This window comes from Stenotrophomonas sp. SMYL11 (assembly GCF_036320005.1).
Taxonomy (GTDB): domain Bacteria; phylum Pseudomonadota; class Gammaproteobacteria; order Xanthomonadales; family Xanthomonadaceae; genus Stenotrophomonas; species Stenotrophomonas maltophilia_A.
In genome coordinates this window covers 420,270-439,102 of the sequence record NZ_JAWIRS010000002.1, presented here as the reverse complement: position 1 = coordinate 439,102, position 18,833 = coordinate 420,270, and the positions used below count along the sequence as shown (strand labels likewise).

General features: G+C 67.9%; 21 protein-coding genes. 6 read left to right on the top strand and 15 right to left on the bottom strand.

The window, feature by feature from the left end; translation table 11 throughout:
* Positions 1 to 17: 17 nt before the first annotated feature.
* The 5 genes from V3B46_RS05945 to V3B46_RS05925 form a co-directional block, all read right to left on the bottom strand.
* Entirely contained in the window at positions 18 to 656 is a 639-nt protein-coding gene (locus V3B46_RS05945) for a ferric reductase-like transmembrane domain-containing protein (protein WP_329891377.1), read from the bottom strand.
* A gap of 84 nt (positions 657 to 740) precedes the next feature.
* A complete protein-coding gene (locus V3B46_RS05940; RefSeq protein WP_329891376.1) occupies positions 741 to 1,475 on the bottom strand; it encodes an HvfC family RiPP maturation protein in 735 nt (244 codons plus the stop codon).
* Entirely contained in the window at positions 1,468 to 2,313 is an 846-nt protein-coding gene (locus V3B46_RS05935; RefSeq protein ID WP_329891375.1) for an HvfB family MNIO-type RiPP peptide maturase, read from the bottom strand. The genes V3B46_RS05940 and V3B46_RS05935 overlap by 8 nt, the downstream gene beginning before the upstream one ends.
* A gap of 56 nt (positions 2,314 to 2,369) precedes the next feature.
* Entirely contained in the window at positions 2,370 to 2,846 is a 477-nt protein-coding gene (locus tag V3B46_RS05930) for an HvfA family oxazolone/thioamide-modified RiPP metallophore (RefSeq protein ID WP_329891374.1), read from the bottom strand.
* 93 nt (positions 2,847 to 2,939) lie between these two features.
* A complete protein-coding gene (locus V3B46_RS05925) occupies positions 2,940 to 3,584 on the bottom strand; it encodes an HvfX family Cu-binding RiPP maturation protein (RefSeq protein WP_329891373.1) in 645 nt (214 codons plus the stop codon).
* A gap of 342 nt (positions 3,585 to 3,926) precedes the next feature.
* Between V3B46_RS05925 and V3B46_RS05920 the strand changes: the two genes are divergently transcribed.
* The 5 genes from V3B46_RS05920 to V3B46_RS05900 all read left to right on the top strand — a co-directional run bounded on the left by V3B46_RS05920 (position 3,927) and on the right by V3B46_RS05900 (position 8,814).
* Entirely contained in the window at positions 3,927 to 4,727 is an 801-nt protein-coding gene (locus V3B46_RS05920; RefSeq protein WP_329891372.1) for an alpha/beta fold hydrolase, read from the top strand.
* A gap of 3 nt (positions 4,728 to 4,730) precedes the next feature.
* Positions 4,731 to 5,276, top strand: coding sequence for a redoxin family protein (locus V3B46_RS05915; RefSeq protein ID WP_329891371.1), 546 nt, complete (start codon positions 4,731 to 4,733; stop codon positions 5,274 to 5,276).
* 57 nt (positions 5,277 to 5,333) lie between these two features.
* Positions 5,334 to 6,074, top strand: a complete 741-nt coding sequence (locus tag V3B46_RS05910; protein ID WP_049443785.1) for a response regulator — start codon at positions 5,334 to 5,336, stop codon at positions 6,072 to 6,074.
* Positions 6,071 to 7,384, top strand: coding sequence for an ATP-binding protein (locus tag V3B46_RS05905; protein WP_329891370.1), 1,314 nt, complete (start codon positions 6,071 to 6,073; stop codon positions 7,382 to 7,384). The genes V3B46_RS05910 and V3B46_RS05905 overlap by 4 nt, the downstream gene beginning before the upstream one ends.
* Before the next feature lie 170 nt (positions 7,385 to 7,554).
* Positions 7,555 to 8,814 carry an MFS transporter gene (locus tag V3B46_RS05900; protein ID WP_154264923.1) on the top strand — a complete coding sequence of 420 codons (1,260 nt, stop codon included), beginning with the start codon at positions 7,555 to 7,557 and terminating at the stop codon, positions 8,812 to 8,814.
* Positions 8,815 to 8,818: 4 nt separating this feature from the next.
* Here the strand turns inward: V3B46_RS05900 and V3B46_RS05895 are convergent, their stop codons facing one another.
* Positions 8,819 to 9,766 (bottom strand): nucleoside hydrolase, encoded by a 948-nt coding sequence (locus V3B46_RS05895; RefSeq protein WP_154262727.1) that lies wholly within the window; start codon positions 9,764 to 9,766, stop codon positions 8,819 to 8,821.
* A 153-nt stretch (positions 9,767 to 9,919) separates the two neighbouring features.
* Here V3B46_RS05895 and V3B46_RS05890 point away from each other — a divergent pair, with 153 nt between their 5' ends.
* The gene (locus tag V3B46_RS05890; RefSeq protein ID WP_329891369.1) at positions 9,920 to 10,252 is read left to right on the top strand and encodes a hypothetical protein; all 333 of its coding nucleotides are present in this window, start codon (positions 9,920 to 9,922) and stop codon (positions 10,250 to 10,252) included.
* 71 nt (positions 10,253 to 10,323) lie between these two features.
* Here V3B46_RS05890 and V3B46_RS05885 read toward each other — a convergent pair whose 3' ends face one another.
* The 9 genes from V3B46_RS05885 to mdcA all read right to left on the bottom strand — a co-directional run bounded on the left by V3B46_RS05885 (position 10,324) and on the right by mdcA (position 18,699).
* Entirely contained in the window at positions 10,324 to 11,043 is a 720-nt protein-coding gene (locus V3B46_RS05885) for a GntR family transcriptional regulator (protein ID WP_012510388.1), read from the bottom strand.
* Between the two features lie 192 nt (positions 11,044 to 11,235).
* A complete protein-coding gene (locus V3B46_RS05880) occupies positions 11,236 to 12,603 on the bottom strand; it encodes an SLC13 family permease (protein ID WP_329891368.1) in 1,368 nt (455 codons plus the stop codon).
* Positions 12,604 to 12,707: 104 nt separating this feature from the next.
* Positions 12,708 to 13,628 carry a malonate decarboxylase subunit epsilon gene (mdcH, locus tag V3B46_RS05875; RefSeq protein WP_329891367.1) on the bottom strand — a complete coding sequence of 307 codons (921 nt, stop codon included), beginning with the start codon at positions 13,626 to 13,628 and terminating at the stop codon, positions 12,708 to 12,710.
* Positions 13,625 to 14,482 carry a triphosphoribosyl-dephospho-CoA synthase MdcB gene (gene mdcB, locus V3B46_RS05870; RefSeq protein ID WP_329891366.1) on the bottom strand — a complete coding sequence of 286 codons (858 nt, stop codon included), beginning with the start codon at positions 14,480 to 14,482 and terminating at the stop codon, positions 13,625 to 13,627. Before mdcB ends, mdcH begins: the two co-directional genes overlap by 4 nt.
* Positions 14,479 to 15,120 (bottom strand): malonate decarboxylase holo-[acyl-carrier-protein] synthase, encoded by a 642-nt coding sequence (mdcG, locus tag V3B46_RS05865; protein ID WP_329891365.1) that lies wholly within the window; start codon positions 15,118 to 15,120, stop codon positions 14,479 to 14,481. The genes mdcB and mdcG overlap by 4 nt, the downstream gene beginning before the upstream one ends.
* Positions 15,113 to 15,817: a biotin-independent malonate decarboxylase subunit gamma gene (gene mdcE / locus V3B46_RS05860; protein WP_329891485.1), complete on the bottom strand. Its 705-nt coding sequence runs from the start codon at positions 15,815 to 15,817 to the stop codon at positions 15,113 to 15,115. The genes mdcG and mdcE overlap by 8 nt, the downstream gene beginning before the upstream one ends.
* A 2-nt stretch (positions 15,818 to 15,819) precedes the next feature.
* Positions 15,820 to 16,728, bottom strand: a complete 909-nt coding sequence (locus tag V3B46_RS05855; RefSeq protein WP_329891364.1) for a biotin-independent malonate decarboxylase subunit beta — start codon at positions 16,726 to 16,728, stop codon at positions 15,820 to 15,822.
* Entirely contained in the window at positions 16,728 to 17,045 is a 318-nt protein-coding gene (gene mdcC / locus V3B46_RS05850) for a malonate decarboxylase acyl carrier protein (RefSeq protein ID WP_154262737.1), read from the bottom strand. The genes V3B46_RS05855 and mdcC overlap by 1 nt, the downstream gene beginning before the upstream one ends.
* Positions 17,046 to 17,055: 10 nt before the next feature.
* Positions 17,056 to 18,699, bottom strand: coding sequence for a malonate decarboxylase subunit alpha (mdcA, locus tag V3B46_RS05845; protein WP_329891363.1), 1,644 nt, complete (start codon positions 18,697 to 18,699; stop codon positions 17,056 to 17,058).
* Positions 18,700 to 18,833: the final 134 nt, after the last annotated feature.

Sequence of the window (18,833 nt, the reverse complement as noted above, 5' to 3'; positions counted from 1 at the left end):
GGGGCAGCATGATGGGGTCAGACCGCCCGCAGCGGCGGCCGCGCATGCGCGCTTCGGCGAAGCGCCTGCGCCCGCTTGGCGATCCAGCGCACCACGAAGGCAGTGAACAGCAGCGCCGACGGCACTGCATACCAGAAGTTGCCGGGCACGCGCTTGAAGTACGAGTAGGTGAACACCGCCGCGATGATCCACATGCCGGTCACGTGCAGGCGACGCCAGGCCGTGGGTCCCATGCGCCGGGCGAGCCCCCGATGCGAGGTGATGGCCAGCGCCAGGATGGCGATGTAGCCCACCGTTCCCGGGAGGTTGGCCAGCGCCGAGCGTGCTGGCCAGAACGCTGGGTTGAGGATGCCGAAACTGGTGATGGCGACTGCGTGCAGCAGGTGCGAGAACGCGAAGGACAGGCCGATGATGCGCCGTTCGCGCAGCAGGAATCGAGTGAACGGGCCGGGCAGCAGGCTGGCGAACGACGATGCCGTGAACGCCGCCAGGAACAGCAGGAACGATGTGCGTGCAGTGACCCGGATCGTCGCACGGCTGCCTTCGGCTGCATCGGGATGCAGGGCGAAGGCGGTCAGTGCGAACGCGATCAGGACCACGCCGATGGCTACGAACAGGCGCCAGCCGTGCAGGAAGGACGTGTTGGAAACAGTCATGATCAAACCTCGAATCAGGGAGTGGGGGGGCGCCGGCCGCTGGTCGGCCCAGGAATCGGTAGTGCCGGCTACTGGCCGGCACCTTCAACAGTCGTTCGGCACAACCAGTACGCCGGCCGCGTACAGCTCGCCCAGCAGTGGCGAGGCAACCGCATGCAGTTCGTCGGTTGCCACGCCATGGGCATCGGCCAGTGCACGCAGTGCTTCATCGACGCGGTTTCCGCCATCGCCGAAGGCCAACAGCAGCGCATACGCCAGCGGCGACAGTTCCTCGACCCGCAGGCTGAAATCGCCCGGGCGTCGTAGCAGCAGCAATGTGGGCATCGTGGGCGGTGCATTGCCCAGCATCGGGTCCTCATGCACAGGCCACTGGTAGCCAAGCACCCGCACCAACGGCGAAACTGCCAGCACATCACTATCCACCGGAACGCGATGCAGCGAACGCCCGGCGGCGCGCGTTTCAATGTGCAGCGACTGCTGCGTGCTGTCGTAGTGCGCCAGTTCCGCTGCCCAAGTCGGCAGTGCCAGCGCGTCCTGCATCGCCAGCCAGGCTGCGAATTCGCTGGCGATCTGCGGGAACAACGGGGTATGGCACACGTGGTGTGCGTAGTAGTGCTCGACCAGGCTGCGCCAGCGCGCCCCGCCCAGCTGCGCCTGCAGGCGCGGCAGGCTGCCTGCCAGCAGGCTGTCCAGGCTGTCGATGCAGAGGCGGCGGTAGACCGCCAGCCGCCGCGCGTCGATGCCATCGGGCGCGGGCATAGACGGGTCGCGTACGTGATCGGCCCAGCGTTGCTGCAGGGTGGCCAGGGAGTCAGCCATGGGCCACCTTCGGCAGCAGCACATCGGCCTGCGCCTGGCGGATCTGCTCGACCTCGGCCAGCAACTCTGCCAGGGGCGGGAAGTTGAAGTCGCGTTCGAGCAGCGTGGGGCGCACGCCCACCCGCGCATAAGCCGCGCGTAACAGCGCCCAGACCACACCTTTCACCGGCGCACCGTGGGTATCGATCTTGAAGCCATCGTCTTCATCGAAGTGACCCGCTACGTGCAGCGAGGCGACACGGTGGGACGGCACGCGGGCCAGGAATTCGAAGGCGTCGTAACCGTTGTTGCAGGCGTTTACGAAGACGTTGTTGACGTCCAGCAGCAGGTCGCAGTCGGCTTCGGCGAGCACGGCGTTGATGAAGTCGATCTCGCTCATCTCCGCATCGGGCACCGCGTAATAGGAAATGTTCTCCACCGCGATGCGCCTGCCCAGCGTGTCCTGCACCTGGCGGATGCGGCCCGCGGCGTGGTGCACGGCTTCGTCGGTGAACGGCAGCGGCAGCAGGTCGTAGACATGGCCGCCGGCAGTGCAGTAGCTCAGGTGTTCGCTGTACAGCTGCACCTGGTGCAGGTCGAGGAAGTCGCGCGTCTGTGCCAGCAGGGTGCGGTCCAGCGGATCAGGACCGCCCAGCGACAGCGACAGGCCATGGCAGGTCAGGGGGTGACGTTCGCTCAACCTGCGCAGCGCTGCACCGTGTGCACCACCGACGCCGATCCAGTTGTCGGGCGCAACTTCGAGGAAGTCGATGGCACCGGCCGGCATGGCCAGCAGTTCGTCGATCAGGCCACGGCGCAGGCCAAGACCGGCGGCGTTTGAGGGCAGGGGCAGGGACATGGCGGATGCTCCAGGGAGAGGGCGCCGCCTCGGAGGCGGCGCCGGTTGAACGTCGATCAATCGGCAACGCGGGAGAACAGGCCCTTCGGCATCGGCTTGCCGTTGGCGGTGTAGACGCTGCGCAGGTAGTCGTGCGCTTCCTGCTCGGTGATGTAGCCGTCGTGGTCGGTGTCGATGCGGTCGAACTCGGCGGCACGCTTGGCGGCCACGGCGTTGAACTCGGCACGCGAGACCTTGCCGTCGTGGTCACGATCGGTGCGGGCAAACGAGGCGTCGCCGCACTTGCCTTCGCCACACTGGCCCTCGGCCACCTTGGCCTTGCCGGCGGGCTTGCCGGTGGTGGCCTTGTTGGCCCCGCACTTGCCTTCACCGCACTTGCCTTCGGCGGCAGCGCTCATGGCCACCGCGCTGATCGCCAGCGGCTGGATCGCCGCGGCCTGGCCGGCCAGCAGCAGGCCACCGGCCAGGGCGATGCCGATGGCACCGACGCGCGGCAGGCGGGAGGAGAGGGTGGTCTTGGTCGAGACGGACATGGTGATGACTCCTTGCGAAAGCACGCGGGGCGTGCGGGATGGACGCCGCCGAAGAGGCGACGGAAAGAGGCGCGTGGGAAAAGGCAGATCAGATCAGGCGCTGCGGCGACGACGCAGCAGATGGCCCAGCAGCAGCACACCGCCGAGCAGGGCACCGCCGAAGCCGATGCCGGGCAGCAGCGCGGCAACCGGCAGCAGCAGGGCGATCAGGCTGACGCCCCAGCCCAGGCCGTCATCGCCGACGGGGGCGTGTCGCGAGCCGGCCAGCAGTCGGTCCACGCTGAGTGCGCCACCGCCGTTGAGGATCAGTGGCAGCAGCATGGCCAGGAACAGCAGCGGCAGCTTGAAGTTGCCGTAGCCCTGGTCGGTGATTGCATAGCCCTGCCAGAGTTCGCCCAGGCCATTCCATTGGTCGGGCCAGTGCACGGCGGCGATGGCGACCACCGTCAATACCCAGAAGACGTAGGCCACCGAGCGCGTGGCCAGGCCGAGCAGCAGCATCACTGCACCCACCAGTTCCAGCCAGGTGGCCAGCTGCCAGTTCAGCGACGCGGGCAGAGTGGAGAACGGGAACGGGAAGCGGCCTTCCAGATCGGCGAACCAGTTCTGGCCACCCAGCTTTTCGCGACCGGATTCAAAGAACTCCCAGGCCAGCAGGGCGCGCAGCGCCAAGGGCGAGAGCCAGCGGCCGACGGCGTCCAGGCGGGGGGTATACACGGAAGAGGCGGTGCTGATCATGGTGGTGTCCTGCGGGCCAGTGGTCGATGGAGGCCATTTCAGGCGGCGCAGGTATCGGCAACGTGTGCCGTTGCCCGGGGTTTTGTCAGCGACTGTGGCCGCGGCCGAGGTTTCCTACAGTCAGATACAAAGACGATGCGTTGATGCACATCGGGGCGTTGCGCGCCCGCGCGCGGGGAACCATTTCCACCCGGTAGTGCCTGGCCGGGCGCGGCGCCCGAATGTATCCCACTGTAGAAACACGCCTGCGCCCTACAGTCCGGTACAACTCTGCGCCGCGGAGAAACAGCGCCGATACACCGGCAAGCGGAAATGGCCACTCCCAACACCGGAGTGCCACCCATGATCCGTAGCTCGTTGCTTGCCGCCGCTCTCGCCTTTGCCGGCGCCGCCGCCCCCTCCTTCGCCTTCGCTACCCAGGCCGATACCGCTGCACCGCCCACCGTCATCCTGGTGCACGGCGCCTTCGCCGATGGCTCCAGCTGGAACAGGGTCATCAGCACCCTGCATGACTGGAAGCTGCCGGTGGTGGCCGTGCAGAATCCGCTCACCTCGTTGGCCGACGACGTCGCCGCCACCCGTCGCGCCATTGCCGCCGCGCCCGGCAGGGTGGTGCTGGTCGGCCACAGCTGGGGCGGTACGGTCATCACCGAGACGGGCGATGACCCGAAGGTGCAGGCGCTGGTGTACGTGGCGGCCTTCGCACCGGATGCAGGGCAGTCTTCGGCGCAACAGGGCGAAGGTTTCCCGGTCGGTCCGGGCCTGGCCCGACTGCAGGAAAGGGATGGCTACCTGACGTTGCCCGCTGATGCCATCGCCCAGGACTTCGCGCCGGACGTGATGAAGAAGTCGGCCGCACTGCTGTACAGCACGCAGGTCCCGTTGAAGGCCAGCGCGCTGGGCGAGGTGGTGAACGTTGCGGCATGGCGCAGCAAGCCAAGCTGGTACGTGCTCAGCCGTGACGATCGAATGCTGTCGCCGCAGCTGCAGGCCGCCACCGCACGCCGCATCGGCGCACAGCTGCAGTCGATCGGCAGCAGCCACGTGTCGCTGCTTTCGCATCCGGCGCAGGTGGCCGACAGCATCCTGGAGGCGGCAGGCGTGAAGCCGGCCGAACTGCCGCTGGCCGAGCAGGGGGGCTGAGCGATGGCCGCACTACGAGGGTATGCACTGCCCCTGCTGCTGGGCCTGCTGGGTGGAGCGGTGTTGCTGCTGGCATGGCCCGGTGCCGAGGCCGGCGCGCAGCCGCTCGACGCAGCACCGAAGGCGGGGTTCGGCGGTGGCGGGCCCTGGCACAACAGCCCACCGGTGACACTGAAGCAGTTGCGGGGGCAGGTGGTACTGGTCGAGTTCTGGACCTACACATGCAGCAACTGCCTCAATGTAGCGCCGTATGTTCACCAGTGGCATGCACGCTACGCGTCGCAGGGCCTGCAGGTGATCGGCGTGCATACGCCGGAGTTCGCCTATGAGGGCGTGCCCGGCAACGTGCGCAGGGCCATCGGCCGCTTGGACATCACCTGGCCGGTGGTGCAGGACAACCAGTTCCGGATCTGGAACGCCTGGGGCAATCGCTTCTGGCCGGCACTGTACCTGCTCGACCGGCAGGGGCGGGTGGTCTATCGCCATTACGGTGAGGGCGACTACGCACGTACCGAAAGCGAGATCCAGCGCCTGCTGGCCAGCCCCTGAGCCGCGCTACCATGGCCGCGCCGCGCGGCGCTGCCCCCTGCCTTCATCGAGAACGCAATGAATCCTGTACCGCACATCCTTGTCGTCGACGATGACAGTGAGATCCGCCAGATGCTGGCCGACTACCTGCAACGCAACGGCCTGCGCGTGAGCCAGGCCGACGGTGGCCGGGCCATGCGCGCACTGATGGATACCCACGCGGTGGACCTGGTGGTGCTGGACGTGATGATGCCGGGCGAAGACGGCCTGAGCCTGTGCCGCAACCTGCGTGCCGGCAAGCATCGTGCGGTGCCGGTGGTGCTGCTGACCGCACGCGACGACGAGACCGACCGCATCATCGGCCTGGAAATGGGCGCCGACGACTACGTGACCAAGCCGTTCTCTTCCCGCGAACTGCTGGCACGCATCAATGCGGTGATCCGTCGCACCCGGATGCTGCCGCCGAACCTGCAGGTGAGCGAAGCCGGTCGCCAACTGGCCTTCGGTGCCTGGCGCCTGGATACCACCGCACGCCATCTGCTGGATGCGCAGGACACCGCGTATCCGCTCAGTGGTGCCGAGTTCCGCCTGTTGCGCGTGTTCCTCGATCATGCCAATCGCGTGCTCAGCCGTGACCAGCTGCTCAGCCTCACCCAGGGCCGCGATGCCGAACTGTTCGACCGCTCGATCGACCTGCTGGTCAGCCGCGTGCGGCAGCGCCTGGGTGACGACGCACGCGAGCCGACCTACATCAAGACCGTGCGCAGCGAAGGCTATGTGTTCAGCGTGCCGGTGCAGTTGCTGGGGCCGGACGAATGAACACCGGCGCACGCCGTCCACGCTGGCCGCGCACGCTGTCGGCGCGGCTGCTGCTGGTGCTGCTGGGCGGACTGGCGCTGGCCCACGCGCTGTCCTTCGGCCTGCTGTTCTTCGAACGCTACCAATCCACCCGCAGCATGATGCTGCGCAACCTGGATGAAGACGTGGCAGTAAGTGTCGCGCTGCTGGAGCACCTGCCCGCAGAGCAGCGCGATGCCTGGGGGCCGCGGCTGGAGCGGCGCACCTACCGCTACCTGTTGCGCCCGGCTACGGCCGGGCCCGGGCTGCAGACCGATCGTGCACGCCAGGTCACTGCGATCATCGACGACAGCCTGCAGCACCGCTATCTCTTGCAGGCGCGCCAGGTGGCTCGCCTGCCGGAGCGGTTCGAGGTGGAACTGCGCCTGCACGACGGCACGCCGTTGACCATTGAAGTCACCCCGTCGGGCCTGCCGCTGGCACGCTGGCTGCCCGCCGTACTGCTTGTGCAGCTGGCGCTGCTGCTGGTGTGCGCATGGCTGGCAGTGCGCCTGGCCATGCGCCCGTTGCAGCGGCTGTCGCATGCGGTGGAACAGCTGCAGCCGGGCAACGACGGACCGGCACTGCCTGAAGATGGCCCTGTAGAAGTGGGCGGTGCGGCGGCCGCACTCAACGCGCTGCAGGCACGCATTCGTGGCCATGTCAGTGAGCGCCTGCAGATCCTTGCAGCGATCTCGCACGATCTGCAGACCCCCATCACACGCATGAAGCTGCGGGTGGAGACGCTGCCTGAAGACAGCACCCAGCAGCGGCTGATGGCCGATCTCGAACACCTTGGGCAACTGGTGCGAGAGGGTGTGGCCTATGCGCGCAGCAGCCACGTCGCCAGTGGTGCGCCGGTGGCGATGGACCTGGGTGCGTTCCTGGCCAGTGTGGTCGGCGACTACGAGGACATGGGCAAGCCGGTCAGTGGCGGTGCGCCCGCTGGACTGATCGTGCAGACCTGGCCGCAGCCGCTGCGACGGGTGGTCGGCAACCTGGTCGACAACGCATTGCGCTACGCCGGTGCCGCTGAGATCGGGGCGGGCCGCGATGAGGCCGGCAGGGTATGGATCAGCGTTTCCGATCGTGGCCCGGGCATTCCCGAGCACCAGCTGCAGGCGGTGCTGGCGCCGTTCCATCGGCTGGAAAGCTCGCGCAACCGCGATACCGGCGGCACCGGCCTGGGCCTGTCCATCGCGGTGCAGCTGGCGCAGTCGCTGGGCGGTTCGCTGCAGCTGCGCAACCGCGAGGGCGGTGGGCTCCAGGCGCTACTGCAGCTGCCGGGCTGATGGTTGGGGCAGCAGGTGGGGTCGGATCCCTTTGCCAAAGGCAAAGGGCTTTGACCCCGCAACCGCCTGCTTGGGGTCAGAGCCCATTCCCTGCGGGAGCGGGATCCGATCCCGGCTGCAGGTGCACCGCGCCATCACCCCGCGCGTGACACCCTCCGGCCATGAATGAAATGACCGCGGCGCGGCAGCGCTCGATGTGGGTGGCGGGCCTGTCCACGGTGGTGGAATGGTACGACTTCACCTTGTATCTGTACTTCGCCACGGTGTTGTCGCGGGTGTTCTTCGGCGGCGGCGAGCAGGCGATGCTGGTTACGCTCGCGGGCTTCGCGGTGTCCTATCTGATGCGCCCGCTCGGCGCGCTGTGTTTCGGCCACCTCGGTGATCGCCTCGGCCGGCGCTGGATGCTGCTGGCATCGATGGCCTTGATGGCAGCGGCGATGCTGGCCACCGCACTGCTGCCGACAGCGGCCACCGCAGGTACCACGGCAGGCGTGCTGCTGCTGGTACTGCGCTGCGTGATGGCGTTTTCGGTGGGCGGTGAGTACACCGGGGTGGTGGCGTATCTGCTGGAAAGCGCGCCGGTGCGGCGACGCGGCCTGGTGACCTCGCTGGCATCGGCGGCCAGTGAAGTGGGGGCGCTGCTGGCGGTGGCGATCTCGGCGCTTACGGTTGCGCTGCTGCCCACCGCGCAGCTGGACAGCTGGGGCTGGCGTATTCCGTTCTTCGTCGGTGCGGCACTGGCACTGGTGATCCTGGTCGCGCGCTCGGGCATGCACGAGTCGCCGGAGTTCGAGCGGCAGCGCCGCGAGGGCAGCATTCCGGCTACACCGCTTCGCCACGTACTGCGCAACCATCCGCTGGCGGTGGCACGCACCTTCGCGATCTCGGCGCTGGGCTCGATCACTTATTACGTCGGCATCACCTATGTGCCGGCATTCCTGCATGCGCAGGGGCATGACGAAGGTGATGCACTGTGGCTGTCGACGATTGCGGCAGTGGCGGTCATCGCGATCACGCCGCTGTGTGGTGCCTTGTCCGACCGCGTTGGACGACGGCCGGTGTTGTTGGGCCTGACCGTGCTGGCAGCGCTGCTGCCGCTGTCTCTGTTCGCGTGGATGGCGGAGGCGACTGCGCTGGGCATCGCGCTGGCGGCGGTGCTGCTGGCCTGCGTGGCCGGTGGCGTGAGCGCGGTGGCGGCGCCGGCCACCGCCGAACAATTCCCCGGCGAGGGCCGGGTCAGCGGGCTGGCACTGGGGGTGACCATGGCCACCGCCTTCTTCGGCGGGGCAACGCCATGGCTGGCGCAATGGTGGGTGGAGCGCAGTGGCTGGGCAGCGGCGCCGGGCGCGATGATCGCGCTGGTGGCGGTGCTGGTGCTGCCGGTGCTGTGGACCCTGCCCGAGACGGTCCCGGGCAGGGCCACGCGCTAGACGGTCAGACCTTCAGGGTCTGCTCGATGTCGGCCAGTACCGCGGCCGCATCCACGCCGATGGCAATCGACTGCACCACGTGGCCGTCCCACACGCTGGGGCCGAACGCCAGGCCTTCCGGCTTGGGAATGGTCATGCCGCGGGCGACGCCGTCGGTGGCCACGCGCACGCTGGCGCGCTCGAACTGGAACAGCTCCGGGCGGGTCAGCGCGATGCAGGCGCAGCAGTCATGCACGACCATGCCCTTGTGACCGGCCTGCAGGTAGAAGTCCACGTAGTCCTGCGACAGCGCACGGACCAGCTCGGCGTCGGCACCGCCGATCGCCGCCAGCTTGTCCAGACCGTCACGGTCCATTTCCACGCGGGTGGTCACGTCCAGGCCTATGGCGGTGACCGGCCAACTGGCGGTGAACACCACGTCGGCCGCTTCGGCATCGCCCCAGATATTGGCCTCGGCGGCCGGGGTGATGTTGCCGTTGACGTGGAAGGCGCCGCCCATGATCACCACGCCGCGCACCAGGCCGGCGATGTCCGGCGCCTGCTGCAGGGCCAGGGCCAGGTTGGTCATGCGGCCGACCGCGACCAGGGTCACCTCGCCCGGATGGGCGCGGACCAGGTCGATGATCAGCTGATGGGCCGGGCGCCCATCGGCGGCCACGTCCAGGCTGGCCGGTACCGGGTGGTTGCCCAGGCCGTTGTGGCCATGGATGTGTACCGGCCAGGCTTCCGGGGTGGCTTCCGGCTGCAGCGGGCCACCGGCACCGCGCGCGACCGGAGCGGCAAAGCCCCAAGCCTGCTTCAGGTACAGCGCATTGTGCGTGGTCGACTCCACCGAGGCGTTGCCGAAGGTGGTGGTGACGCCGATCAGGTCGATCTGGGCGTGCTTGTGCAGGTACAGCAGGGCCAGGGCGTCGTCGACGCCCGGGTCGGTATCGAAAATGACTTTCAGCATGTTGTTGTTCTTCTTCTTCCGTGTGGTGCGGGGGGCGCCGGCGGCCACGGGGCAGGGCGGCGCGCCCTACATTGTCCCATCTTCATGACAGGCAGGGCCATTGCCTGGGTGGCAGGCCATAATGCCCCCCCAGTCCAGGCACGGAGTCGCCGAATGCTGATCGTTGCCCTTCTGCTGGTCCTGCTGGTGCTGGGCCTGAACGTGGTGGCTACCGTGGTGATCGTCAGGCGTGATGGCCTGTCGGCGCGCGGCCGGACGGTGCAGGTGCTGCTGATCTGGCTGCTGCCGCTGGTCGGTGCGATCCTGTGCATGGCGGTGGCCACGGCCGATGGCTCGGGAAGCCGGGGGGACAACGGTCTCGGCGGCGCCTACGACTATTCGGGCGGGTATTCCGGCGACAACTACAGCCAGCACAACCACAGCAGCTCCGACTGCAGCAGTGATGGTGGTGGGGGTGACGGCGGCAGCTGCGGTGGCGGCGATTGATGAGACGTCCCAGGGTGCCGGCCAAGGTCACGTCCTGGTAGTGCCGGCCGCTGGCCGGCAACCCCAACAGCTCAGCCGCCGCCTTCGGTCGGCAACGGCGCCGGCACGTTCAACAGCCCGCCCGCCGCCACATACGCGGCCAGTGCCTGGCCCTGGCTCAGCAGATGGCGTTCCATGGTGCGTTCGGCAGCCTGCGCGTCGCGGCGGCGGAAGCATTCCATCAGCTCGCGGTGTTCGGCCAGCGACTGCGCGGTGCGACCCGGGGTCAGCAGCTGACGGCCACGATGCATCTTCAGGATGCGGTGCAGGTCGTGGGTGATGCGGATCAACCACGGGTTGCCCGCGTAATGCTGCACGGTTTCGTGGATCAGGTAGTTGTTGCGGTAGTACTCGGCGATGTTGCCCTCGGCCGCCGCTGCTTCCATCGCCGCATGCAGGTCTTCGAGCTGCTGCACGCCGGCATCGTCGATGTGCTTCACCGCCTCATGCGCGCAGCGGCCTTCCAGCATCGCCATCACCGGGAACAGCTGGTTGAGGTCTTCCAGAGTGAGTCGCGTGACCCGGCTGCCACGACCGGCATCGATCTGCACCAGGCCTTCGGCAGCCAGCAGCTTCAGCGCCTCGCGCAGCGGCGTGCGGCTGATGCCCAGTTCTTCGCACAGCGCGGGCTCGTCGATCCATTCTCCCGGCGGCAGCCGGTAATCGTAGATGCGCTCGCGCACGTGTTCGGCCACCTCTTCGTACAGAGGTGCGCGCTTCTTCGGTGACCGCGGGGCAGGGGCAATGGCCATGGAGGAAGTGTACCGCCAGGTAGTGCCGGCCGCTGGCCGGCAACCCATGATTGCTGGATGGCTTCATGAGAGTGCCGGCCAGCGGCCGGCACTACCGGTGGGTGATTACCTCCCGCCCGGGCCCGCCCACCCTTGTTTGGGGGTTGGCCTCTCTGCGGGGCCCGCCCCGCGGCCGGCACTACCGTTGGGTGATTACATCCAGCCTGGTACCACGAACACCAGCCAGGCCAGCAACGGCCCCAGGGCCACCACCAGGCCGCTGTACACCAGGAAGCGGCGGAACAGGGTCTCGCGTTCTTCCTTCGCGGCCGAGGCCACCACCAGTGCGCCATTGGTCGAGAACGGGCTGACATCGACGATGGTGGACGACACCGCCAGCGCGCAGATCACGCCGGCCGCACCCAGGTGGCCCTGCATCAGGAACGGCACCGCCAATGGAATCGTCGCGCCCAGCACCGCCGCCGAGGAGGCGAATGCAGACACGATGCCGCCGACATAGCAGACCAGCAGGGCGCCCAGCAGCGGGATGCCGATGCTGGAGACGCCGTGGCCGATGAAGTCCACCGCGCCGGCATGTTCAAGCACGCCGATGTAGGTCACCACGCCGCAGATCAGCAGCACGGTGGACCAGCTGATGCCATCGACCGCACCCTTCTGGCTTTGTGGCGACAGCAGTGCCAGCGCGACAGCCACGGTGATCGAGACCAGGCCGACGTTGAGGTTGTAGATCAGCGCGGCCACGCCCAGGCCGAGCAGGCCGATCAGGGTGAACAACCGCTCGCGGGTCAGGCTCACCGCATCCAGTGCCGCCGGATCATTGCTGAGCGTGCCACCGCCGGCCGCGACCAGCGCACCATGGCCTTCGATCGCGAACTGGCGCGACGACGCCTGCGGGCCACCGGCCATCGCCAGCTCGGCATTGCCGAGCGTTCCAGCCTCGGTGATCGAACCGCGACGCAGCAGGGCGATGCCACCAAAGGCGAAGAAGCAGATCGTCGCCATCATGAAGTTGAAGCCCAGACTGGTCAGGAACACCGCCATCTCGGTCACTTCCAGCCCGGCCTTCTGCACCACGCCATTGGTGATGCTGCCGTACACGCTGATGGGTGAGAAGCCGCCCGCCTGCGCACCATGGATGACCAGCAGGCCCATCATCAGTGGATTGATGTTGTACTGCTTGGCAAAGCGCAGCGCGACCGGGCCGATGATCGCGACCGCCGCTGGGCCCAGTGCACCGAACGCAGTGAGGACCGCGGTGATGACGAACATCACCCACGGAATGGCCACGATATGGCCGCGCACGGCTTTCACTGCCCAGTGCACCAGCAGGTCGATGGTGCCGTTCTTCTGCGCGATGGCGAACAGATAGGTAATGCCGACCAGGGTCAGGAACAGATCGCCGGGAAAGCCGGCCAGGACCTCCTTGCCGCCCATGTCGACCCACAGCCCGCCGATGATGAAGGCCAGCGCGAAGGCGACGGCGCCCATGTTGATCGGCATCGCGGTGGCGACGATGAACATGATCACCAGACCGATGATCGTTGCGATTTGTGGACTCATGCGCCCTCCCAGACACGTGACTCACGTACAGCGCGGATGGAGACCCGCCATCCCGGGGTAAGGCGACGTACTGCGTGTTGCGTGATACGTACTGCTCGAACCCGTTACTGCAGCCGCTCCAGCGCGCTGCGGACCCACGCCGCGGCGCCTTCAAGGCTCTGGAACTCCTCCACCGCGCGTACTTCGCAACACGGATAGGCCGGCGCGACCATGCGCGCCAATGCGTTGCCCGGGCCCAGCTGCAGGAACACCCGCGCGCCACGCTCGAAGGCCTGGCGCATCACCTGCGCCCATTCGATGGTCTGCGCGAGCTGCGCCGACAGCGTGTGGACCGCCGTGGCGCGATCCCGCACCGGTCGCGCATCGATGCCGGCCAGCAGCGGCAGGCGTGCCGCCTGCAGTGGCGAGGCGTCGAGTGCGGCAGCGAACGGCGCGACCGCCGCCGCCAGCAACGGTGTGTGTGCAGGCACGTGCACCGGCAGTGGACGGATGTCCGCACCCTGCGGCCGCGCGGCATCGGCCAGCCGCTGCAATGAGGCGTACGTGCCGCCCACGATGAAATGGTCCTGCCCGTTGGCGATGGCCACGTGCGCTCCGTGCTGATCACACAGCGGTTGCAGTACATGGCGTTCCAGGCCAAGCACTGCCTGCAGGCCTGCATCGGCGGGGCTGGCGCTGTCCATCAACTGCGCGCGCTGCGCAGCCAGGGCAAGGCAGGCGGCCGCATCGACGCCGCCGGCGATGGCATGTGCGGCCAGCTCGCCGATGCTGTAACCCGCGATCACCGTCGGCGTTGGCAACACCTCGCGCAGGCCCTGCCAGTGCGCCAGGCTTGCTGCGCACAGCAGTGGTTGCGCCTGCACATTGTCGAAGCGGTCGTCGGCCGCCGCAGCGGCGAATACATCGCGGCCGAGCACTGTGCTGGCCACATCGAGGGTGTGGCGTGCGGCCGGAAGATCGCGCACGCGATCGAACATCGCCGCGTGCTGCGCGCCTTGGCCAGGGCAGAGCAGGGCCAGGCTCATGCCTGCTCCTGCTGCAGCAGGAACACGCTGCAGGCCAACAGGTCTGCGCTGCCGCCCGGGCTCAGCCGGCGCATGACGAAGCCGTCACCGATGCGGCGCAGATGTGCCTGCCAGTCCGGCGCGAAGGTGCCGCCGGCGTCCAGGAAGGTGCGTGCCTGCCGCTGGGCCCAGCGCAGGCCGTCGGCGCCGCCACGGTGCAGCAGGTTGAGGTCATCCGTGCACGCGATCAGCTGCATCAGGGTCTGGCACATCGCGGCCTCGCGTGGCAGGCCGCTGGCCAGTGCGTGGCGCAGGGCAGGCAGTGCCACTTCGCGCAGCAGCGGGTAGCCGGCGGCCGCTTGTTCGCGCACACCTTGCACGCCGTGCCGTGCACGCGCGCGCTGGCCAGGGCTGTTCGCATCCAGAGGTGCGTCGGCGAGCTCGGCCGCCCAACGGCGCACTTCCTGGCAGACCTGCTCGGCTGCGGCGACACGGCCCGCGCGGCCCCAGCAGGCAGCGGACGCGGCCACCAGCAGGCCAAGGCTGAAGATCGCACCGCGATGGGTGTTGATGCCCGCAGTGGCGTGCAGCATCGATATCTCGGCGGCGATGCCATGCCGCCGCAGCGTCTGGAACGGCGCTGCGCTGGCACCGGCGTCGGCCACGGCGATGAAATAGTGGCGCAGCGCGAACAGGCTGCGCAGGAAGGTGCCGGCATCCATGTCGTGGTGGCTGCCGCGATCGAACGGTGTAACCAGTCCCGGCTTGGGGGCAAGGGCCAGTTCGGCGTGCAGGCTGGCGATGGCAAGGCGCCCCAGGCGCGCGCTGTCCACCGCCGAAGTGGACCGGGCGACGCGCTGCACGACAGCGTTCATGCGACAACTCCAGTGGTGTTGAACAAGGCCTCGCGCAGTTCCAGAGCGGCACCATCAATGCGTTTGACCAGTACTTCGCGGCTGCGACCGGCGTATTCGCGCCAGTTCACCGCGCCACCATCCACCAGGCCCAGTTCACCATCCACGCGATGCCCGTAGGCGCTTTCCCAGTGCTGCAGGCGTTCGACCAGCAGGTCGGCCTGGCGCGCGTCATCTACCTGCCACAGCAGGTCGATGTCCGAGCGCGGGTGCACATAGGGCAGGCCGGTGAGGTGCTGCCATGCGAAGGCGCCGAACACGCGGGCCGGTGCAAGCCGCAGCATTGCCTGCAACGCCGCCTGCCAATCCGCCGGAACGCCGCCGGCGAGAACGTCATCCAAGGCAGGCGGAAGCTGCAGCTGCTGGACGTCCTGCAGGGCCACGCGCAGCGCCAGCCGTTGCTTGCCTTCGCTTGGCGGTAGCGGTACCCCCAGGCGCAGCCGCGGGTCGGGGTCGTCCGCCGCGCAACGCGCCACCATGGCCGGCAGGCCCTGCGCGAACCACGCTGCCAGGCGTGGTTCCTGTGCAGTCACGTCAGCCCGCCAGTCGGCATCGGCCGACAGCCAGGCCAGCGTGTGGCGGGCGGGCCGCTCAGGCATCGCCGTGGGCCACCGCAGATGAAACGCCTGCCGCCAGGGCACGACCGCCGCGCTGTGCGCCGCGTGCGGCACGCAGGTCGCCTTCGGCGGGCATGCGCAGCGCCTGCAGCAGGTGCTGGGAAAGATCGCCCTCCCACAGCGATTCCACCGCGCCCATCGCCACGTAGTTCTCCACGCCCGGCGCGAACACCGGCGAGGTCTGGCTGAGTGCCTGCAGTTTCTCCAGCGGTTGCTTGGTCACCCGTGCCATCGCGCGCAGGTCCATCACCCGCACCTGCGCATCGGGCAGGGCGTGGATGTGGTCGGCCATCAGGCCGAATGAGAGGAAGCCGCCACTGACGGATTCACCATAGACCAGCGTGACAAGCCGCGCGCCACGTCGACGCGCGAGATCCAGCGTCTGTGCCAGATGCGCGAAACAGCCGTTGATGCCAAGCAGTTCGTCGCGCCGCGCCAGGCGCTGGCCGGCAGTGTCCACCAGCATCACGATCGGTCGCTGGGGATGCGCGGCGGTGCTGGCAAGCACGGTTTCGGCCAGTGCCAATGCGTGGTCCACGCCGACTTCGAGTTTGTCGGCGGTACCGATCACGGTCACCTCGCCATCCCCGGTGGTGGCGCTGCCGGTCAGCACCGAATCGTTCACGGCAATGGCATGCCCATGCGGGAACAGGGCATCGAGCAGGGGCTGCAGCGGCATGCTCATGGCAGGCTCCGGTCGGCGGTGGCGATGAGGAACTCATCGGTGTCGAGCAGCGGCAGTCGCTCGGGGGCAGTGATGCCCAGCCGTGCCCAGATCTCCAGGCCATCGCGGCAATCGCCCCAGGCCTGCACGCGCGCCTTCAGTGCCGCGTGGCGTTCCTGCAGCGCGGCCAGTGCAGTATCTGGATCGGTGCTGCTGGTATCAGGCTGCAGCGCATTGCTGGCAGCCTGCGCGAAGGCCTCGATGGCATCAGGCACCAGCACCTGTGCCTGGTCGATCAGGTAGCGGTGCTTGCCTCCCGTTACGCGCCAGACCAGCGCACGATCGCGGGAATCGAACTCTTCCACACCACGCACGGTCTCGATTACTTCCGGCCCGGACAGTGACAGCCGGCCTTCCTCGGACATGACCACGGTGCTGCAGCAGCGGGCGACGATGCCCATGCCGCCGAAGGCGCCATTGCCGCTGCCGATCAGCGCGATCACCGGCACCCCCGCTGCACGCGCGTCCAGGGTGGCGCGCATGATCTCGGAAATGGCGATGAGGCCTGCATTGGCTTCGTGCAGGCGCACACCGCCGGTATCGAGCAGCAGCAGCACACCGTCAGGTCGGGTTTCCGCTGCACGGCGCAGCAGCCCGGTCAGTTTGGCACCGTGCACTTCGCCCACGCCGCCGCCCATGAATTCACCCTGTTGTGCGGCCAGCAGCACGCGTCGGCCGCGCAGTGTGGCTTCGCCGACAACGATGCCGTCGTCGAACGCCGCGGGCTGGTCGAGCTGTGCCAGGTGCGGGCTCATCATCCGCCGCGCCGGGCCGAGGAATTCGCGGAACGAGCCGGCGTCGGCCAGGCCGGCGATGCGCTCGCGCGCATCGGCTTCGTAGTAACTGTGGCGCCGCGTCCGGTTCATCATGGATCTCCAGCAAGCAGGGTTTCCACGGCCTGGTCCAGGCGCAGGCTGACCACCGCCGGGGTCGCACCGGCATCGTTGATCGAGATGCGTACATCGCGCAGCGGATGGCGCCGGGCGAAATCACCGATCACCGCCTCCCAGACGCGGCCAAAGCCCTGCGCGGCGGTGATGATGCGCACCGTCATCGCGCCATCGAGTGCCGCCGGTTCCAGCAGGATTTCCAGGTTGCCCGAGGCCAGTACGCCGACCAGCACTGCATCGCGCGGAAACTGCACCGCCGTGTGTCCTTCGAATCGATAGTCGAGGGTTTCCATGCTCAGCCCCTTACCAGTTGCGGAAGCGCTTGGGCGGGTCGTACAGGCCGCCGGACCAGCGCACCAGGTCCTTCACCGAACGCGCCGCAAGCAGGTCACGGCTGGCATCGCGCACGGAGATGCCGAGGTCATCGGGACGGCGGATCACGCCGCGGTCGCGCAGGTTCTCCACCATCGCGCGGTCGCGCCCCATGCCCACGGCGGTATAGCCGGACACGCCTCGGATCGCCTGTTCGCGTTCTTCAGGGGTGCGGCACAGCAGCAGGTTGGCGATGCCTTCCTCGGTCAGCACATGGCTGACGTCGTCGCCGTAGATCATCACCGGAGGCAGCGGCATGCCAGCGCGCTCGGCCAGTTCCCAGGCATCCAGACGTTCAACGAAGGCCGGCGCCATGTGTTCGCGGAAGGTTTCCACCATCTGCACCACCAGCTTGCGCCCGCGCGGCATCTCGCCCGGTCGCGCGGCCTGCCGGCCGGCCTTGATCCAGGCGTCGCTGGCATGGCGGCGGCCGCGTGCATCCGAACCCATGTTCGGTGCGCCACCAAAGCCGGCAATGCGGTCGCGGGTGGCAGTGGAGCTGTTGCCCTGCAGGTCGATCTGCAGGGTGGAGCCGATGAACATGTCACACGCATACAGGCCCGCGGTCTGCGAGAACGCGCGGTTGGAGCGCATCGAGCCATCGGCGCCGGTGAAGAAGACATCGCTGCGTGCGGCGATGTACTTCTCCATGCCCAGTTCGGAACCGAACGAATGCACCGATTTGACGAAGCCCGATTCAATCGCCGGAATCAGTGCGGGGTGTGGATTGAGCGCCCAGTGCTGGCAGATCTTTCCCTTCAGCCCGAGCGATTCGGCGTAGGTCGGCAGCAGCAGCTCGATGGCCGCGGTGTCGAAGCCGATGCCATGGTTGAGGCGGTTCACGCCGTACTCGGCGTAGATGCCCTTGATCGCCATCATCGCCATCAGCACCTGGATCTCGGAGATCTGCGCCGGGTCGCGGGTGAACAGCGGTTCGATATGGTTCGGCTTCGGCGCCTGCACCACGAAGTTGACCCAGTCAGCCGGAATGTCGACGCGGGGGAGGGTGTCGACGATCTCGTTGACCTGGGCGATGACGATGCCGCCACCGAACGCGGTCGCTTCGACGATGACCGGCGTGTCTTCGGTGTTGGGGCCGGTATAGAGGTTGCCGTGGCGGTCGGCTGCCTGCGCGGCGACCAGCGCTACGCGGGGCGTAAGGTCGATGAAGTAGCGGCCGAACAGTTCCAGGTAGGTGTGGATGGCACCGATCTGGATGCGCCCTTCGGCCACCAGGTTGGCCAGTCGTACGGACTGCGGGCCGGAGAACGAGAAGTCGAGCTTCGAGGCGATGCCACGCTCGAACACATCCAGGTGCGAGGGCAGGGACAGCACCGACTGCACCATGTGCAGGTCGTGCACCCGGGCCGGGTCAAGGTCGGCCAGGGCCTGGGCGAGAAAATCGGCCTGCTTCTGGTTGTTGCCCTCCAGGCAGACCTTGTCGCCTGGTTCCAGCAGTGCGTGCAGCAGCTCGCCCACGTCGGTGGCGGCGACCTCACGTCCCTGGGCCCACGGCGCGGCACGTTCCAGGCGGGCCTGGCGGCTGCGTTCCAACGTATCCCAGCTCGGGTTCATCGACCGGCTTCCGATTGGTGTCGATGTAATTACGGCATAATTACAGGCAGGCACGCAACCCGCACTGCAGCAAAAAGAAGGGCCCGCGCGGAGGCGGGCCCATTCAGGTAGGCCACGACGGTGGGTCGTGGCGG

Excerpts from the sequence above, each read along its gene's own strand:
- V3B46_RS05945 (WP_329891377.1), bottom strand. The coding sequence starts at position 656 with ATGACTGTTTCCAACACGTCCTTCCTGCACGGCTGGCGCCTGTTCGTA.
- V3B46_RS05940 (WP_329891376.1), bottom strand. The coding sequence starts at position 1,475 with ATGGCTGACTCCCTGGCCACCCTGCAGCAACGCTGGGCCGATCACGTA.
- V3B46_RS05935 (WP_329891375.1), bottom strand. The coding sequence starts at position 2,313 with ATGTCCCTGCCCCTGCCCTCAAACGCCGCCGGTCTTGGCCTGCGCCGT.
- V3B46_RS05930 (WP_329891374.1), bottom strand. The coding sequence starts at position 2,846 with ATGTCCGTCTCGACCAAGACCACCCTCTCCTCCCGCCTGCCGCGCGTC.
- V3B46_RS05925 (WP_329891373.1), bottom strand. The coding sequence starts at position 3,584 with ATGATCAGCACCGCCTCTTCCGTGTATACCCCCCGCCTGGACGCCGTC.
- V3B46_RS05920 (WP_329891372.1), top strand. The coding sequence starts at position 3,927 with ATGATCCGTAGCTCGTTGCTTGCCGCCGCTCTCGCCTTTGCCGGCGCC.
- V3B46_RS05915 (WP_329891371.1), top strand. The coding sequence starts at position 4,731 with ATGGCCGCACTACGAGGGTATGCACTGCCCCTGCTGCTGGGCCTGCTG.
- V3B46_RS05910 (WP_049443785.1), top strand. The coding sequence starts at position 5,334 with ATGAATCCTGTACCGCACATCCTTGTCGTCGACGATGACAGTGAGATC.
- V3B46_RS05905 (WP_329891370.1), top strand. The coding sequence starts at position 6,071 with ATGAACACCGGCGCACGCCGTCCACGCTGGCCGCGCACGCTGTCGGCG.
- V3B46_RS05900 (WP_154264923.1), top strand. The coding sequence starts at position 7,555 with ATGACCGCGGCGCGGCAGCGCTCGATGTGGGTGGCGGGCCTGTCCACG.
- V3B46_RS05895 (WP_154262727.1), bottom strand. The coding sequence starts at position 9,766 with ATGCTGAAAGTCATTTTCGATACCGACCCGGGCGTCGACGACGCCCTG.
- V3B46_RS05890 (WP_329891369.1), top strand. The coding sequence starts at position 9,920 with ATGCTGATCGTTGCCCTTCTGCTGGTCCTGCTGGTGCTGGGCCTGAAC.
- V3B46_RS05885 (WP_012510388.1), bottom strand. The coding sequence starts at position 11,043 with ATGGCCATTGCCCCTGCCCCGCGGTCACCGAAGAAGCGCGCACCTCTG.
- V3B46_RS05880 (WP_329891368.1), bottom strand. The coding sequence starts at position 12,603 with ATGAGTCCACAAATCGCAACGATCATCGGTCTGGTGATCATGTTCATC.
- mdcH (WP_329891367.1), bottom strand. The coding sequence starts at position 13,628 with ATGAGCCTGGCCCTGCTCTGCCCTGGCCAAGGCGCGCAGCACGCGGCG.
- mdcB (WP_329891366.1), bottom strand. The coding sequence starts at position 14,482 with ATGAACGCTGTCGTGCAGCGCGTCGCCCGGTCCACTTCGGCGGTGGAC.
- mdcG (WP_329891365.1), bottom strand. The coding sequence starts at position 15,120 with ATGCCTGAGCGGCCCGCCCGCCACACGCTGGCCTGGCTGTCGGCCGAT.
- mdcE (WP_329891485.1), bottom strand. The coding sequence starts at position 15,817 with ATGCCGCTGCAGCCCCTGCTCGATGCCCTGTTCCCGCATGGGCATGCC.
- V3B46_RS05855 (WP_329891364.1), bottom strand. The coding sequence starts at position 16,728 with ATGAACCGGACGCGGCGCCACAGTTACTACGAAGCCGATGCGCGCGAG.
- mdcC (WP_154262737.1), bottom strand. The coding sequence starts at position 17,045 with ATGGAAACCCTCGACTATCGATTCGAAGGACACACGGCGGTGCAGTTT.
- mdcA (WP_329891363.1), bottom strand. The coding sequence starts at position 18,699 with ATGAACCCGAGCTGGGATACGTTGGAACGCAGCCGCCAGGCCCGCCTG.